We start from the raw sequence: 15612 nt of genomic DNA on the forward strand, positions 1-15612 counted from the left end.
TGAGCCTTTCGTGGTTGCGGTTACGGGAGCTTCCAGGCGGTCCAGGCCGGCGGCCCGTCGTTCCACCACGAGACGGTGCCGGGCACGGTGAACACGGTGGCCTCGGTGACCTTCTCGGTGATGATCTGCGCGGCGCAGTCCACCGCGGTCAGCCCACGCCAGAACGTTTCGGGCTGATCGTGGTAGCGGTAGTGGGCGTTGGTCTCGACGAACTTCAGTGCCGCGGCGATGGTTTGGATGATCTGCGGCAGAAGTGTGAACAGCTTCATCACGTCGAGGATCGGGCCGCTGGTCTGCGTTTCTGGGCCGCTGGTGACCATGCCCGCGATCGCGGACAGTGCACCAGCGCCGGGCAGCGTCGACGCCACCAGACCGAGGAGCTGTCTGCCCACTGTCGACATGAACAGGTTGAAGAGGTACGCGGCGAACTCGAGGCTGACCTCCATGCGGGTGAGGATCTGATACAGCCACGGCAGCAATCCGACTGCGTTGGCGTACATGTCGCCCTCGTGGGTGAACTGGTAGGTGCGATCAACCGCCCAGTCTGGCCCGTACACCCCGGCGATCCCAGCGCCGCCGGGATCATTGCCGAGCAACGTCGGGCCACCGCGGCGGCTCGGGCCGCCGAACCCGGCGATCAGCTTGATCTCGTCGCGCCGGTCCTCGGGCCACTGCAGCAGCGCGGTGTTCACGACGTCGTCGCCCATGCTGTAGCCGATCCACACCTTGGGCACGCCGACCATGGGCAGGGCCAGGCGCAGCAGCTCGGCGGCGCCCTCGGTCCGGGCGTCGACGTAGGAGTGGGTGGGGTCGCCCATCAGGAACGCGTCGGTGGAGAACCCGACGCCCTGCTGAATGAACCGCTTCGTCGGGGCCTTGGGCGCGACGACGATGACACCCAGCCGGACCTTGCAGTCGTAGGTGAGCACCCCAGGCTCGCGGTCGTACTTCGGATCCTCGGTGGCGGCCAGGTATTCCTGCATGTTGCGCAGCGCGCGGTCGGTGGCCGCGTCGAAGATGCCGGACTCGATCACGCCCTCGTCGATCGCGCGGCTGTTGGTGGGGAACGCGAACAGCAGCCGATGCTGCAGCTTGCGGATCTCATCGGTCGGGCCCATCGGCGGCTCGGTGAGCTGAGGCTGCTGCCAGCCCATCAGAGCGCACCCATCTTGCGGAGCGCGGCGGCCAGGCCGGCGCGCAGCGTGCGGCGCTGCCCCTGGCCGTTGCGGCCGAGGTCGCCGTCCTCGCCCCACTCGTCGAGTCCGGGGCCGAGCTGCGCGCGGATCTCCCGCGCGTCGACGGCCATGGACTCCAACAGTTCCCGGTCGCTGTAATCCTTCGGGAACTGCTTCACCGGGTCGGGCGGCGTTGTGATCCCGCCGGCTGCCCAGAAGGTGACTCGCTCAGCGAAATAGTCGACCGGGAAGCCACCGCCGACGTCGGTGTGCGTGCCGTCACCCAGAATCTTGGTGACGTACTGGTGATCCGCGATGCCTGCACGCGCAGTGGAGTACTTGCCGCCGACGCCGATGACGACAATGGGGATGCCGTACTTCTTGCAGTCCTGTACCGCGAGGTAGGCGGCTACATCGATCGCCTTGGACTGCGCCATCCACTGGTCGCGGGTCCACGACGCGCGGGATCCGGCGAAGCAGAAGTTGATGCTGCGGTTGTTGGCCGACAGGACCGACCATGAGGCGAGGTCGGTGTCGACGACATCGCAGACGGTAACGCCGCCGTCGGATGCCTGGGACGCGGTGTAGTGGTAGCTCACCTTGTTGGCGGGGTTGGCGAGGTACTGCGCCAGGTTGTCGGCGGCGTCGTTCCCGCCGCCACCTTCCTGGGTGTGCAGGAGCCACAGGTCGACCTTGGCCCCGTTGCGGGACTGGCTACTGGGGGACTGCACCCAGTACTCGTTGAAGTCGGGTCGGTTGTCGGCCACGGGTTCTCCTCCGTTGATGGGCCAGTACTTGTCGAGGTATGGGGTCACGGTGGCGATGCGCGACTTGATCTCGGTGAGGTAGGCGCGGCGGCCGTTGGCGTACCAGTAGGCAGCGCTTTCCCAGTTCGGGGCCTGCTGCATCCAGCAGATGTTCAGCCAGATGTCTTTGCTCGCACCGGCCTTCCTGCGCCAGACGTCGAGCTTGTCGAAGAATCCCTTGATCTGAGCGGCCGCGCCGTCGAAGCGGTTCGGGTACGAACCGTCCTGCTGTGCAATGCCGTACGTGGTGTGCGTCGGGTCCCAGATGGTCTCGGACCAGCCCGACTCCTGGTAAAGCGTTGATTTCACGGCCAGGCACTCGTCCCGGGTGTAGCTGCGCGCCTTCGCCTCAGCGACGATGAGCTGCGCGACTTGATCCTTGGTGGCGGCCATCGCGGTCCTTTCACGACGAAGCCCCGGTCACCGAGGTGGTGCCGGGGCGAAATTTGTTTCAGGGGTTGAGGGGTCGGCCGGACTTACACCGGGCTGACAGCCCTTACAACCGGGTCAGAAGGGAGGGTGAGTGTCCTGGTCGAGGATCGCGCTGATCGGCCAGATGCCGAAGTAGAAGGCGACACCGACGATCGCGGACACGGCGGCCCCGATCGCTGAGCCCAGCGCGAGCGCGCGGATCATTTCGCGGCCAGCTCTGGCCAGTCCGCGATCTCGGCGTCGTTGGCCCAATGTCCACCGTTCGCCGGGTGCATGACACCCCAACGGTCAGCAGCGGCCTGGACCGCGACGGCACCGAACAGGTGCGACTCGGGATCGGTGCACTGCTTGACGGTGGGCAGCTTCTTCGCGGCCATGGTCAGACTCCTTCGGGAACGTTGAACTCTGCGCGGTACTCCGCGTCGGTCAGAACACGGATCACGCCAGTGGAGGCGACGACGATCCAGGCTGCGGCATCGGCCACCATCTCGGGGCTCTCGTCCGGGCGCTGAAGGACGATTCGCCAGTGCACGCTGCCATCCGGATCGCGGCGCCCCTCTGCGGACCCACGGACCAATAGTCCGCCCTGTAGGCCGGAGTCGATCGCCCCGACGATCTCGGCGGCATCGGCGACACCGCCATCGAACTGCATCGAGTTGTACGAGGGTTGCTGGATCGGTTCTGCTGGCATGAAAGGCATTCCTTCTCCTATGGTTTCGGTTCGACGATGATGTTGCGGTCGTAGAACGTTGCGGTCGCGGCGCTGGCCTTGTACACCGCTTTCACCGTGGTCGTACCCGGGTTGAGGCCGGTGAGATGGACTGTGCGGTGGATAGTTCCGACCACCCCGCCGGTGCTGACACCCCACCCGGATGCGGCTCGCGCATCGGCGGCCGCGAGCGTGTTGGCCCCTGACAGAACGAAACCCAGGTATCCGCGGACGTTCAGGTTGGTCGATGTCTGCAGCCACGCAGAGATGTGCACGAGGATCTCACCGCTTGGTGGCACGTTGAGCGTGACCGATGGGCCCGTTGTGGCCAGGTCGGTGTAGCTGGTGCTGCCCGTGCCCTGGCTGGTTGCCACGCTGTTGCTGGTGATGCGCGACGGGGTGCCAGAGTCGAGGAACGCGAACTGAATGATGCTGCCAGGCAACGCCGAATCCGACGACGCCCAACCGCCGGACCGGTAGCTCGCACCCATCAGCGATGAATGCGCCGCATCGTTGTACGAGTCGAACGGGGTGCCGTTGACGCTAATCGTGTAGATGTAGCCGTCGTCGGAGGTCAGCGAGAACGCGTTGAATGGCACCGCTTCGGAGATGGTGCCGGTCTTCCACACCGACTTGACCCCCGACGACACCCGGCCCAGCTCGTAGTTCGTCGCGCCGCTGACGGTCTTCACCCACAGGTACACGTAGCTGGTGAACGCGGTGTTGGCCCGGATGATCAGGATGTGCCCACCCGACGAGCCGCCCGGCGGTGTGCGGCCCCACGTCGCCGCCGCGGTCATCGCATCCGTCAGGGCGACACCGGTGTTCAGCCGATAGGTGGGCAGCAGCAGCGTGCCCATCGAGGTGAACGCGGCCGGCATCGCGGCCCGCGCCCGCACGTACACAATGCCGTCGCCGCCGCGGCCCGGGCTGAACCCGCCAGCTGTCCCCGCACCGCCGGCGCCGACCGTGCCAGTGAACGGCGCGGTCGTAGCGCCGGGTCCGAGAATGGTGGTGCCCCAGGCGCCAGCGTTGCCGCCCTTGCCGATCACGTTGAAGAAGTTGCCGCCGCCACCACCGCCGCCCGGCTGAGTTCCATCCTTGGTGTTCGTGCCACCAGCACCGCCGGGATACAGGATGTCGTTGAGCATCTGGTTGCCAGGGCTGGCACCGATACCGCCACCGGGACCAGGGCCGACCGCCGCGCCACCGGTGCCGGTGGCCTTGGTGACGCCGTTGGCCTTGAACACCGAATCAGTGCCGGGACTCGAATCGTCAGACAGGCCACCACCACCGCCGGAGGCGCCGCCACAGAGGGCTACGTCGAGGGAGTCGGTCGCGGTGTTGAACCACGACGGCAGGGTGTAGCTGAACGCACCTGCGACGTCGAACACGGCCGTTTCGGGCTGCCGGAACGGAACCGATGCGCTGAACCCGTTCGCGCCGTCCAGCAGGTTCTGCAGGGTGGTGATCGCCGCACCCTGCGCGCTGATCGTGTTGGCGAGCGCCTGCATCGTCGCGCTCGCCTGTGACAGCGTCGCGGTATCGGCGTTGTTGCCGCCCAGTTTGTTGAACAGCTGGGTGATCGTCGAGCGCGCCGTCGACTGTGCCGTGGTGGCCGTGGCGTCCGCGGTGTTCGCTGTCTCCTTGGTACCGAGAAAATCCGCGACACTCTCACCGATGTCGCCCCACCCACCGCCGGTAAACCACGACTGCCAGTTCCCCTGCGCTGTCGACGCATCGGAGGCGATCGTGTCGAGCCCGCTCACCTTCGTCTGGTCGAGGATCGGAATGTTCGCACCGGACAGCAGGCCGGTAACCCAGCCAGCCGAGATGCTGGTGATGTTCAGGAACGCCTGCGCGATGCTGCCGCTGGTGATCTTGGATCCGTCGAGCGCCGGAACGTTGATCGCGCTGATCGGTGAGCCGATGTTGCCGCCCGGGATCGCGAACAGCGCGTTGTACACGTCGGTGACGGTGTGCCCGGTCCCAGGAACCCCCATCGCGTTGCAGATCTTGTCGATCAACGCCTGCGCGCCGGGGATCGCGTCGATGTTGCCCTGCAGCAGGTCCAACGTGTCCTGAAGGTCGCCGATCCGGCTGATCGGGAACAGGCCGGAAACGATCTTGCTCGCATCCAGACCCGGGATCAGACCACCGGGGATCAGACCACCGACGAGCGCCGCGAACAGATTCAACGGCAGCACGAACACCGACATCACCGCGGCCCAAACCTCTTCGGGCGTATGCGGAATGCTCAGATCGATGCCGCCGAAGATCGCTGCGACCGTCTGCAGTGCCTGCACCAGAAACGGCAGATCGATGCCCTTCCCATCATCGAGCGACGCGATGAACGCATCCCACGATGACAGGTCGATACCGGTCAACTCACGGACAACGAAGACGAACGCATTGCGGATCTTCTCGCCGACCTCGCCGGCCGCATCCGCGATCGCCCCCATCGGATCGGTCCAATCCAGCGCATTCCGCAGCGGATCGTGATCGTTGTCCGGGATCTTCCGGTCATACGAGCCGCCGCCAGAGTTGATCGACGCTGACTGGGCGCCCCGGAAGCGGGACAGATCGAGCTCGCCCATCAGGCGACGACCGGCTCCACGTTGATGCGCAGCTGCGCGTTGTAATCCTTGACGAAGGTCCAGGATCCGGAACCGCCGATCTTGTGGACGAACACGTACACCGTGTACGCCGTGCCGGCCTCGCAGCGACCCGCGGTGGTGTCAGGGTCGGTCGAGCGATCCGGATCGGTGGTTTCAGAGAAGTGCGGGAAGATGTTCGCGATCGTCGCCGAGTCCAGCAGCGCGACGCTCGGGTCGTACGGGGCCAGTCCGCACAGCGGCTCACCCTCGCCGGTCGAGGCGCCGGTGATGCCGATGCGGACTTCGACCTCGCACTGCACCGACGACAGGATGTTGCCGCGCTGCAACTTCACGTGCCCGACAACGTCGGGGTACCAGTCGGATGCCTGCGGTGGCAGGTTCTTCGACGCGATCATGAACCGCGGTTCGGAGCCGGAGTGCCCGATGAAACTGTTGTGCGGGATCGTGTACTTCTTCGGCACATACAGCGTGGGAGAGCCCAGTCCGTAGGTGGTGGGGCCGACCCCGGTGACCACCACGGTCTTCCCGATTGCCGGGTCGGAGTCGTCCATGTCCGACGCCGAACCGATCGATGCGGCCGGGCCTTCGGGGCCGGGGATGCCGGGGATCTTCAGATGGAAGTGCGGCGCGGTCGACGGCCCTGATTCTTCGACCTCGATCTCGCCGATCGGACCGGTCTCCGGGGCCTCGATCTGCTCGGCGGACATGCCGATATTCGGAGTGGTCCCGGGCGGGCCCTGGATGCTGCCCTGCAGGATGTGGTACTCGCCCGGCTTGTCGAACACATGCCACTGGCCTTGGATGTACCAGCCACGGCCATAGTCGGATTCGTCGAGCGTGAGCGGGTCGGGTAGGTCGCCCGGGTCGGTCAGGCCGTACTCGCGGCGGATGATGTCGGCCGGCTCGCCGGGGATGCCTTGCGGGCCGACGATCGCATCGGTCAGCAGCGTGGCCTCGTCGTCGACGATCGTTGCGGTGCCCACCACCCGGCGCGGTGTGCCGGGTTCCCGCGGCAACAGGAACCACCGCATCCGGGTCAGATACTCGCCGGCGAATACCGGTTCGGCCATGGCTACTGCCCTTCCTTCGACACGCGCTTGCCGCGTTTGCGGGTTCTCTTCGTCTCGGCGGTGAACTCCTCAGCGATCTGCCGTTTCAGCTCGGCCAGGATCTTCGGATCGACTTCGTCGCGCAGCTTGGCCCGCAGCTCGGCGGCCTGAGCCTCGGCGACCTTCGGATCCGGGGGCAGATCGTCAGGCGCGAAGTCGCCTTTGACCCGCCACTCGTGGACGCCCTGGAAGATGCCGTATTCGTCGTCTCGGACCCGGTGCTCGATGAACGCCAGGTCGTCGTGAATGTCGCAGCCGGCCAGCGCGGCGTGCAGCGCGATGATCGCCACCGTGCCCGGGTCGATGTACATCACCTGTCCGGACGGCCCGACGACGTCGGTGAGGACCGTGCGGATCTTCTCGAACCGTGCGTAGACCTCGTCGAGCTCGGCCTGCGTCCAGCGCCGCTGATATGGGAACTTCTGGACGCTGATCTTCGGGGGTTCAATGACTTTGGCCATTTAGAACATGTCTCCACTTCCGGCCAGCAGCGCCGCGAAGTTCGCGACGTTGGCCACTGTTGCGATCCCTTGGGCGAACGGATCCTCTTCACGTGAGTCGTCACCGAACGACAGCGTCGGCCGCCCGGTCCCGTACCGGGTGCCCTGCCGCTTGTACGCCAGGATCTGGTCCCGGTAGAGCACGCCGCGTTCTTCAGCCGCAACCTGCGAGCCGAGCCGGACGTCCTCACCGAAGACGAACAGGCTGTCGTCGACGTCGAACTTGAACGACGTGTAAGGCCTTGTCTTCCACCAACCTTCACGCAGCGTGAAGATGCTGTTGACGGTGAAGGCGGATCCGGAGCCGGTCTCGAAGTGCTCCTGGAATGCGTACGGTCCGACTTCAGCCGACCGGATGGGGTCGATGAAGTTGATGAACGCGAGCAGGGTGTCGTCGAGCTGGCCCTGGTAGAGGTTGTCGAGGCCTTCGGTGCCGTACTGCTGGTATGCGCCGATGCCGTAGTTGATGGCCTGGGCCAATTGGCTGAGGCCATAACGGATCCCGAACGTGATGGCCTGGTTGACCCAGCCGGGACTTCGACCACCTGTGTTGATGATGATGGCCTGCGACTTGTGGATCGTCATCTCGCGCCGGTTGGTGCTGCCGTAACCGACGTCGCGGTACACGAACGGGGGCCGCTTCGGCGCGACACCGAGAAGCTTGCGGATCAGCGGGTCGGTCTCACCGTCACCGTCACCGTCGACCGGGAACAACGCCTCGGTGATCAGATCGTCGGCGGTGGCAGCGAACAGGTTGATCAGGCCATCGACCGCGGTACCGGTCGGGCCGGTGATGCCACTGTCGTTCTCGAAGCTGAGGATGACGCAGGCCCGGGTCGGAACCAGGATCTTGCCCAGGTCGGTGCCGAATACCTCGGTGTACGGCGGGGGATCACCGGGCAGCCACGTGTACGCGTGGCAGATGACACCGCAGTCCTTCATAACCGGTGTCAGAACGGTTTTCGCGTCCTTCCACCGCGCGGCGATCGTGCACCAGCGGGACTGATCCAGGATCGTGTTGATCGGCATCACCTGGACCGGCCAGTTCAGCGGCGAGACGTTCTCCAGCCACGTTTCGGGGGCCAGGATGTTGCGGGGGAGCGGCCACCAGGCGTTAAGCGTGTAGACGCGGGCGAGGTTGACCATCATGGCCGTCGCGCACGTGCTCGCGCAGGGGCCGCCCCACAAGAACATCTTCGGGAACTGCACGGCCGGCGGCAGCAGCGGCGAGGCAGCCAGGTTGAACTTGGCCAAATGGCGCCGGTTGCTGATGACGTTCAGCGTTGTGACCGTGGGCTTTCCACGTTCCTGAACGTCGCGGATCGTCTCGACCTTGCCGCCCCACCGGTTTTTGAAGTCGTGGGGTTTGTCGGGGTCCGGGTCAATCGTGATGTGCAGGTCTTCAGCTGGCCGCGTCTTGTGAATGATCAGGTCGCGCAGCCACTCGTTGTCCTTGCCGACGATCTCGATGTGCGCCGAGCCGTCGTCGTGCGCGATCTCCTCGCAGTCCCACGACTCCGGGATCTCGATCCGCGCAACGAAATCCATCTTCTTGTCGTGGACGCGGATCAGCGGCTTCTTGACCGGGCGATGCTGGTAGGCGTACGCACGGATGTTCAGCCGTTGCTCGATCTCGGCGAACTCGCTGGCGGTGAGCACCGGGGCGGTCATGAGATCGCGCGCTCGTATCGCTGCGGCAGACGCACACCCACGCGGGCGTTCTCCTGCGAATGGAACACAGTGATGGTGGCGACGGTGCCCGGCTGAATCGGGTTCGAGAAACCTTGGCCGTGAAAGCGCTCCAAGATGGTCTGGCCGCTCTCGCCGTACTCACCGAACAGCCACGACAGCAGCTCGGAGTTGCGGGCGAGGCGTTTGGTCCAGTTGTCCATCGGGTCCAGGTCGCTGATCGCGATGCGGTGCGACGGATCGGTGTCGATGCGCACGTGCTCGCCCGGGTTGAGCTTCGGCACGCGGATCATCTCGTTGGTGGAGCCGTTGGAGATCCAGCAGCGGCCCGGCGCGGAGACGGTGATGGTCGGCCATGCGATGTTGGTTCCGCGGTTGGCGACCTTGATCTTGCCGACACCCACGGTGATCGGTGTCGACAGCGGGTTGTCGTCGGGCTTGATCGTGGTGGTGCGCGACCAGTCGTTCACCCAGTCAGGCGGCCGCAGATCAGGCATCTGCCACGCCGGGTCACCGTCGGCGGCCAGCAGGATGTCCCACTCCTGCATGTTGTTGCCGTCCATCGTGGGGTCGTTCTCGAGTGGGGTTTCCACGGCGTCGAGCAGCATCATGGGGATGTAGAGCTGGCCCTTTGCGCGGGTGAACACGTCGAAGTACAGGGTGGCTTCGTCGCGCGGAACGCCGTCCCAGAACAGGGATTCGGTGTCGAACCATCCGAAGTCGTCGTCGGACATGAGCGTGATGCGGGTGGAGATTTCGCGGCGTTCGTCGACGGTGCGCTCGAACCGTGGTGGTCCGTAGGCCGGTTCGTGCCAGACGGACTTGAACGGGTGGTGGACCATGCCGGCGACGGGGCCGGTGATGATGGCGCCCTGGCGGCCGGCCATGAAGCCGCCGAGATTCCAGCCGCGATCGTTCGTGTCGATCGTGCCGATGTTGATGCCGGTGGCCTTCATGTTGTCGTCGAGGTCGCGCCACCGCTGCACAAGGGGATTGGTCATTTCAGGCCCGCTCCGAAGCTGGTGAGGCGTGCGACACCGCGGTCCTGGGCGCGCTGTTGCTCCTTGCGGAACGAGACCGGGTCCATGCCGACGTTGCCTTGGACGTTGGTCGACACGTTGTTGTTGATGACGGTGGGAGGCCCGGGAGGCGCACCGGTGCCGGGGTGCGCACCGGCGGCCGGCATCGGAGGCGGAACGACGTCGGGCATCCCGAACGCGCCGCCACTGGTCGACAGGCCGGCGGCAGGATCACCCATCTCCGGGGTCCAGCCGGGCTGTTGGATGCCGAGCTTGCCGTCGATCAGGCCTTGGAGCGGTCCAGCGAACGCGTTGAGGCCAGCGCCCAGCATCTGGATCGGCATGATGCTGGACAGGTCCGGCAGGAACGAGCCGTCGACGCCGAACGTCTCCTTGAGGAACGATCCGGCGATGCTGCCGAGGTCGCCCAGGCCCATACCGCCCTGGCTGCCCTTCTGCTTCTTGGCTTCCTTGGCAGCGGTGAACTTGCCTTGCTGCGCTTCGGCGAGGTCGTCCTGCGCCCACTGGGCGTCTTCACGGGCGCGGCGTGCGTTCTTCTCGGCATCGGCGATGGCGCGGTCAGCCTTGGCGCGGTCCTCAGCCGTGACGTTGATCTCGTCTTCGAGGTCGGCGCGCTTCTGCTTGGCTTCCAGGATCCGCTCGTCGGCGTCGGCGATCGCCTGCGCGGTGTCCTCGGCGCGGCGCTGCGCGTTGGCGATCTGGCGTGGATCGGTCTCGTAATAGCCGGGATCGCCGTACTCGTTGTAACCGGGTGTGCCGATGCCGGGCTTGTAACCAGCACCGAACCCATTGACCAGGTTCGGGGAGACGGGACCACTCTGGCTCAGGCCAGTCACGCCGCCGCCACCGAGAGCTTGCTCGAACGCAGCGGCCATGCCGTCCTTGACAGCGACGTGCACGTGGTTCTCGTGCTCGCCCATGGTCTTCGCGCCGTAGTCGAACGGGCCACCCGCGTTCAGGCTCACTCCAGGAACGGACGGATCGGAGTAGATGAGCTCCTGCAGGTACTGGCCGAAGTTCTCGTTGAGCCACTTGGCGAACGCCGCCTGCTGCGGGGTGTTGCCCTGGCCGTTGGAGAAGTCGCCGGCCTCGCCAGTCAGGTGGAAGCTCTTGCCGGATGCAGTTCCCGCCCAGTCGCGCTTACCGGAGGTCAGATCGAGGCCGAACTGCTGCTTGGCGATCTGGGCCAACATGCTGATCTGCGGGTTAGTGCCCTGTACCGAGGGCACGTTTCCCGACTGCGCGGCGGCGGGCACTGAGACTGGCATCGGACCGCCGCGCGGCGTGTTCGCGGTGACACCGGGGACCATGCCCTTGGTGATGGCTTCCCAAGCGCCGAGGCCCTGCGGATTGGTCCCCTTGTAGCCGCTGAACGCGATCCGCTCGGCGACGATGATCTGCTGTTCCTTTGTGGCAAGGTTGGCCGTCGCCGCGAACTCGGTGCCGCCGAACGCCTTCCAGGTTCCGTCAGTGATTTGAAGGCCACCGCGCGGCGCGCCCGACGAGGTCGTGTGTCCGCCGGAATTGTTGTCGGACCAGTTGCCGCTAGATTCGGCTTTGGCGACGGCGTCCCAGTCGAACGTGCCTGAACCGCGCCCGCCCGTGCTGGGTGGACCGCCGACGCCCGCTGCAGCGAGCCCGGGAATGCCAGCCGTCGCGGACTGTCCCGCGTGGATCGGATTGCCCGCCCCATCAGTGAGATTCAGCTTGATGTCTTTACGGTCCGGCAGACCCTTCAACTCATCGTTGAGGCCCTTCGTTCCGTCCTGAGCATCACCAACCTTGTCGCGGAGCTCGCGCAACGACTGCTTCCAGTCATCCATCTTCTCGGAATTCGAGATCATGTCGTTGCCGAGCTTCTGAATGCCTTCGCCCCAGCTGAAATACTCCTCAGCTTCGGCGCGCAGCTGAGCGGCCTGGTCATGATCACCGCGGATATCGGCCTGCCACGCCTGGAATTTCGTGACCGCACCCTGAATGTTGCCGATCCCACCGGCAAGCTGCCCCACAGCGACGACGATGTTGCCCGTGGACTTCACGACATCCTGAGACGCCGAGATCGCCGCGATACCAAGATTGATGAACACATTGGCGATGTCGCCCTCGTGCTGCTTCGCCCAATCGGCGGCCTGCTTCATCGACGGGCCAAACGCCTCGGCCAGCTTGTCCTGCACTGCCTGCAGACTGACCTCGATCGAACGTTTCGCTTCTTCGAAGTCGCTGGTGACGTTGTCGCTCATCGTTTCCGCCGCGGACTGGGCCGCGCCGTCCACCTGGCCGAGCTGATCGACCGCGTTCGACAGATCCATCTGATTGAACGCGCCACCGAGATCCTCGGCCTGAGTGCCGAACAGCGACACCGCGATCTGCGACTGCTTCAGCGGATCCTTGATCGAACCGATTGCCGTGAGGATCTGGCCGAACGCTTCGCGGGCCGCCGGGCCGCCTTCAGCGAACCGTTCGCTCATGTCCTTGGCGCTGAAGCCAAGATCGCGATACGCCTGCATCGTGGTCTTCGACCCGTCGACCGCGCGGATGCTGAATTCCTTGATCGCATCGGCCGCGACGTCCGAATCCCGAGCACCGCCCTTGAGCGCCTGCGAGATCAGGCCGACCGCTTCCGGCCCGGACAGGCCGAGCTTGCGGAACTGCGTGCCGTACTCGTTGAGGGTGTCGAGCCAGTCGTCGGAGATGTTCAGACCGGCCTGCTCGCCCTTAACGATCAGATCGAACGCCTGGTTGGCGTTGTCAGCCAGCCCGGTCTTGATGAGCTGGCCGGCCGCGCGGGCGGTCGCGGGAATCTCCTCGCCCAGAAGGGTCGAGACCGCGGTGAGATTCTCGATGACCTTCTGCGTGCTCGGATCATCAGGGTTCGAGATCAGCCCGGTCTGCAACGCGGTCTTCGCCGTGGACAGATTGGCCTGGACAGATTCGCCGAAGTTGTCCGTGTACGCCTTGGCCGCGGACTGCGACAGCTTGGCCATTGACGCCTCGTCGATGCCAAGCTGTGCCTGGATCAGGTCGCGGGCCGGTTCCCGCTCGATCCCGGCCATGACGTTCTTGACTAGCAGGCCACCACCGATCAGGCCGGCGGCCGCCAGAGCGACACCGATCGGCCCGCCGGCAGATCCGAGGCGCATCAACGCCGATGACCCGGCGAATCCCTCAGCAAAACTCGAGGCTGCTTCCGACCCCGCACTGCCAACGCCCGACGCCGCTCCACGCAGCCCGGACAGGAAACCAGTGCCGGCCTTCTCGCCGGAGTTCTGCGCGCTCTTGGCGGCGTTCTCGTAGTCCTTCAGCGCGTCCTTGGCCTGGTTGATAGCCCGGGTCTCATCACGGGTTGCCTTGGCCACCGCGGCTTTCGCGCGCTCGTACCGCTGCCCCTCGGTAACGCCCTTCCTGACCAGATCGTCGTAGCCGGCCTGGGCGACCTTCAGCTTGTCGGTGGCATCGGCCGCCTTGTCGGCGAGCTTCGCGTGATTGTCCAGGGCACGTTTGACGTCGGCCTCGGAGGCCTTGATCCCCTCGGACAGGTTCTTGCCGAAGTCCAGGCCGCCCTTCTTCCCGGCCTTGCCCAAGGCACCACCGAGCGAGGAGTTGACCTGTTTGTCGATCCCCTCAAACGAGAGGATGACCGGGATCGTGTAGTACTCGCCGAGGTCCTCAGCCATCAGCTGAAGTCGACCCCTTCACGCACCGCGGCCGAGAACACCACGAGGAACTCGTTGACGTCCTTACGTGTTGGGGCGAGCCGCTTCAACTTGGCCCACTGGTTCGTCGCGGACAGCTGGTATTCGGCGACCTGGTAGTACTGGTCTCGCAGCAGCGCGATCCACGCGTCAGCGTCCCAGTCGTCTCCGGAAGCGGGCACTGTGAATTCGGTGCCTCGGAACTCGAAGCGGACCAGACCGTCCTCGATGGCAGCGTGGACGTGAGGCTTCTTGTGCTCATCCTCATCCGGCACTTCGGGCTGGGTCTTGGTGGCTTGCTTGGGCATTGGTGGGAGTTCCTCTCACTTCTGGGCGTTGGCGCGAGCGGTTTCCAGTGCGCTGCCGAACCGGTCGCCTCGGCTCCCGTGACGGGCCTTGTAGTCGGCGACGGCATCAGCGCGTTTCTGCTCGGCGGTCTGACGTTGCTTCGCATCAGCCGGCGGCAGAGGCCTCGACGGATGGGCTTTCCCGGTCCAGGCTTCGTAGAGATCCATCACGGCGAGCGCCGCGTCGGACAAGGGGCGACGGCCACCGTTCTTTGCGATGGCCAACGGGCTGTCATATCGGGCGTGAGACAGCTGAACGTGGATCTGCCGCAACGTCAGTCGGCGCTGGCCGTTGTCGTCGCGACGGAAGCGATCTCGGTAATCGAGGCCGAGAGTCTGCAGGGTGGCCTCCACCGGGCCCGGCCACCGCCGCAGCTCGTAGAGCAGGCGGGGGACCGCCCCGAATGCCCGGTCTGCGGGCCGATCCGGGTTCCGGGGGATACCGGCGGCAGCTGCGAACACATTGGACGCCTCGACGAGCGCGCCTCGCTTGCGAGCAGTTGCCTTGAACTCAGGCCACTGGGGGCCGAGAAGAGATTCCAGCGCCGCGAGCACGCGGCGGTGGTTGGTGACGAGTTTGTCCTGCTCGGACAGGTAACCGATCGTGCTGGCGATGGCATCTAGTGGCCAGTCGTCGACATCGGTTGGGATGGACCAGTTCCGGCCGCCGAACTCTACGGTGAGAGTCCGGCAGCCGGTGGCCTCGGCCTCGATGGGGTCAGTTACCACCCGCGTCGGCGGGCTTCGGGCCCGCCTTCGCAGCGGCCGACTTGGCGTCGGCCTTGTCGTCATCCTCGACGACGACCTTGGCGACCTTGCGCTTGTCGACGAGCACCTTGGCCGATGCCGCGTCGACGTACCGGCGGGTGCCGGCCTCGATCGTGGTCTTCTTCGCGTCCTCGTCGGCGCGACCGGCTGCCGACTCGACGCTCTCGGTGTACTCGATCAGTACGAGCTTCTTGCTCATGCCGGGATTCCCTTCTGGATCGTGAAGATCTTCTTGGCGCTGTCGGGGTACAGCGACGCCTGCACCGGGAACCCGTCGACGGACTCGGCGTGGTTGTCGTTGGTGACCCACAGGTCCGAAGTCCGCTTGGTGAACCGGCGTTCGGTGTAGCCGGTGTCCGAATCGACGAACACCATGCACAGCCGCCGCGGCTTCTGTGCGGGCTGATCCTCGGGAGCGATCAGGTCGGCCGTGACGTCGTTGTCCTCCAGGACCGTGAAGTTCGCGTCGACCTTCCCGCCGCGGAACTTGGTGCGGTACCGCTTGATCTGCCACGCGTCCAGGTCGGTCTTCTGGATGTCGCGCGGCATCTCCACACCGGGATCGCCGAGCATCAGACCGGCCGGCAGCCATGCGGCGTGCAGCGGGTCGTCGATGGTTGCCGGGATGTGCGTCGCGAGAACGAACGTCACGTCGGGGTCGAAGATGTAAACGTCACCGGTCTCCCAGACCCGCACGTTTTCGGGTGTGCCAGCCATCTGGCGTCTC

15 protein-coding genes are annotated in these 15612 nt (G+C 65.5%); all 15 read right to left on the minus strand.

What is annotated here, in order from left to right; genetic code table 11:
- Positions 1-20: 20 nt before the first annotated feature.
- On the minus strand, positions 21-1154 hold the full coding sequence (locus tag AC4LGL_RS32765) for a peptidoglycan-binding protein (protein ID WP_491842396.1): 1134 nt from the start codon (positions 1152-1154) through the stop codon (positions 21-23).
- A complete protein-coding gene (locus AC4LGL_RS32770; protein WP_491842397.1) occupies positions 1154-2374 on the minus strand; it encodes an N-acetylmuramoyl-L-alanine amidase in 1221 nt (406 codons plus the stop codon). The genes AC4LGL_RS32765 and AC4LGL_RS32770 overlap by 1 nt, the downstream gene beginning before the upstream one ends.
- A 114-nt stretch (positions 2375-2488) precedes the next feature.
- Positions 2489-2617 carry a hypothetical protein gene (locus AC4LGL_RS32775; protein WP_491842398.1) on the minus strand — a complete coding sequence of 43 codons (129 nt, stop codon included), beginning with the start codon at positions 2615-2617 and terminating at the stop codon, positions 2489-2491.
- On the minus strand, positions 2614-2790 hold the full coding sequence (locus tag AC4LGL_RS32780) for a hypothetical protein (protein ID WP_491842399.1): 177 nt from the start codon (positions 2788-2790) through the stop codon (positions 2614-2616). The genes AC4LGL_RS32775 and AC4LGL_RS32780 overlap by 4 nt, the downstream gene beginning before the upstream one ends.
- 2 nt (positions 2791-2792) lie before the next feature.
- A complete protein-coding gene (locus AC4LGL_RS32785) occupies positions 2793-3104 on the minus strand; it encodes a hypothetical protein (protein WP_491842400.1) in 312 nt (103 codons plus the stop codon).
- A gap of 17 nt (positions 3105-3121) precedes the next feature.
- Positions 3122-5719, minus strand: coding sequence for a hypothetical protein (locus AC4LGL_RS32790; protein ID WP_491842401.1), 2598 nt, complete (start codon positions 5717-5719; stop codon positions 3122-3124).
- Positions 5719-6810 (minus strand): phage tail protein, encoded by a 1092-nt coding sequence (locus AC4LGL_RS32795; protein WP_491842402.1) that lies wholly within the window; start codon positions 6808-6810, stop codon positions 5719-5721. The genes AC4LGL_RS32790 and AC4LGL_RS32795 overlap by 1 nt, the downstream gene beginning before the upstream one ends.
- Before the next feature lie 2 nt (positions 6811-6812).
- Positions 6813-7310 carry a phage gene 29 protein family protein gene (locus AC4LGL_RS32800; RefSeq protein WP_491842403.1) on the minus strand — a complete coding sequence of 166 codons (498 nt, stop codon included), beginning with the start codon at positions 7308-7310 and terminating at the stop codon, positions 6813-6815.
- Complete coding sequence (locus AC4LGL_RS32805) at positions 7311-9020, minus strand: Gp37-like protein (RefSeq protein ID WP_491842404.1); 1710 nt, start codon at positions 9018-9020, stop codon at positions 7311-7313.
- Positions 9017-10039, minus strand: a complete 1023-nt coding sequence (locus AC4LGL_RS32810; RefSeq protein WP_491842405.1) for a hypothetical protein — start codon at positions 10037-10039, stop codon at positions 9017-9019. The genes AC4LGL_RS32805 and AC4LGL_RS32810 overlap by 4 nt, the downstream gene beginning before the upstream one ends.
- Positions 10036-13752, minus strand: a complete 3717-nt coding sequence (locus AC4LGL_RS32815) for a phage tail tape measure protein (protein WP_491842406.1) — start codon at positions 13750-13752, stop codon at positions 10036-10038. The genes AC4LGL_RS32810 and AC4LGL_RS32815 overlap by 4 nt, the downstream gene beginning before the upstream one ends.
- Complete coding sequence (locus AC4LGL_RS32820) at positions 13752-14078, minus strand: hypothetical protein (protein ID WP_491842407.1); 327 nt, start codon at positions 14076-14078, stop codon at positions 13752-13754. The genes AC4LGL_RS32815 and AC4LGL_RS32820 overlap by 1 nt, the downstream gene beginning before the upstream one ends.
- 15 nt (positions 14079-14093) lie before the next feature.
- The gene (locus tag AC4LGL_RS32825) at positions 14094-14846 is read right to left on the minus strand and encodes a hypothetical protein (protein ID WP_491842408.1); all 753 of its coding nucleotides are present in this window, start codon (positions 14844-14846) and stop codon (positions 14094-14096) included.
- Entirely contained in the window at positions 14836-15084 is a 249-nt protein-coding gene (locus AC4LGL_RS32830) for a hypothetical protein (protein WP_491842409.1), read from the minus strand. The genes AC4LGL_RS32825 and AC4LGL_RS32830 overlap by 11 nt, the downstream gene beginning before the upstream one ends.
- On the minus strand, positions 15081-15602 hold the full coding sequence (locus AC4LGL_RS32835; protein WP_491842410.1) for a hypothetical protein: 522 nt from the start codon (positions 15600-15602) through the stop codon (positions 15081-15083). Before AC4LGL_RS32835 ends, AC4LGL_RS32830 begins: the two co-directional genes overlap by 4 nt.
- Positions 15603-15612 lie beyond the last annotated feature (10 nt).

Source organism: Mycolicibacterium arcueilense, from assembly GCF_058536225.1.

What these genes read in the sequence shown, in the direction of transcription:
- AC4LGL_RS32765 (WP_491842396.1), bottom strand. Translation starts at nt 1,154, where the DNA reads ATGGGCTGGCAGCAGCCTCAGCTCACCGAGCCGCCGATGGGCCCGACC.
- AC4LGL_RS32770 (WP_491842397.1), bottom strand. Translation starts at nt 2,374, where the DNA reads ATGGCCGCCACCAAGGATCAAGTCGCGCAGCTCATCGTCGCTGAGGCG.
- AC4LGL_RS32775 (WP_491842398.1), bottom strand. Translation starts at nt 2,617, where the DNA reads ATGATCCGCGCGCTCGCGCTGGGCTCAGCGATCGGGGCCGCCGTGTCC.
- AC4LGL_RS32780 (WP_491842399.1), bottom strand. Translation starts at nt 2,790, where the DNA reads ATGGCCGCGAAGAAGCTGCCCACCGTCAAGCAGTGCACCGATCCCGAG.
- AC4LGL_RS32785 (WP_491842400.1), bottom strand. Translation starts at nt 3,104, where the DNA reads ATGCCAGCAGAACCGATCCAGCAACCCTCGTACAACTCGATGCAGTTC.
- AC4LGL_RS32790 (WP_491842401.1), bottom strand. Translation starts at nt 5,719, where the DNA reads ATGGGCGAGCTCGATCTGTCCCGCTTCCGGGGCGCCCAGTCAGCGTCG.
- AC4LGL_RS32795 (WP_491842402.1), bottom strand. Translation starts at nt 6,810, where the DNA reads ATGGCCGAACCGGTATTCGCCGGCGAGTATCTGACCCGGATGCGGTGG.
- AC4LGL_RS32800 (WP_491842403.1), bottom strand. Translation starts at nt 7,310, where the DNA reads ATGGCCAAAGTCATTGAACCCCCGAAGATCAGCGTCCAGAAGTTCCCA.
- AC4LGL_RS32805 (WP_491842404.1), bottom strand. Translation starts at nt 9,020, where the DNA reads ATGACCGCCCCGGTGCTCACCGCCAGCGAGTTCGCCGAGATCGAGCAA.
- AC4LGL_RS32810 (WP_491842405.1), bottom strand. Translation starts at nt 10,039, where the DNA reads ATGACCAATCCCCTTGTGCAGCGGTGGCGCGACCTCGACGACAACATG.
- AC4LGL_RS32815 (WP_491842406.1), bottom strand. Translation starts at nt 13,752, where the DNA reads ATGGCTGAGGACCTCGGCGAGTACTACACGATCCCGGTCATCCTCTCG.
- AC4LGL_RS32820 (WP_491842407.1), bottom strand. Translation starts at nt 14,078, where the DNA reads ATGCCCAAGCAAGCCACCAAGACCCAGCCCGAAGTGCCGGATGAGGAT.
- AC4LGL_RS32830 (WP_491842409.1), bottom strand. Translation starts at nt 15,084, where the DNA reads ATGAGCAAGAAGCTCGTACTGATCGAGTACACCGAGAGCGTCGAGTCG.
- AC4LGL_RS32835 (WP_491842410.1), bottom strand. Translation starts at nt 15,602, where the DNA reads ATGGCTGGCACACCCGAAAACGTGCGGGTCTGGGAGACCGGTGACGTT.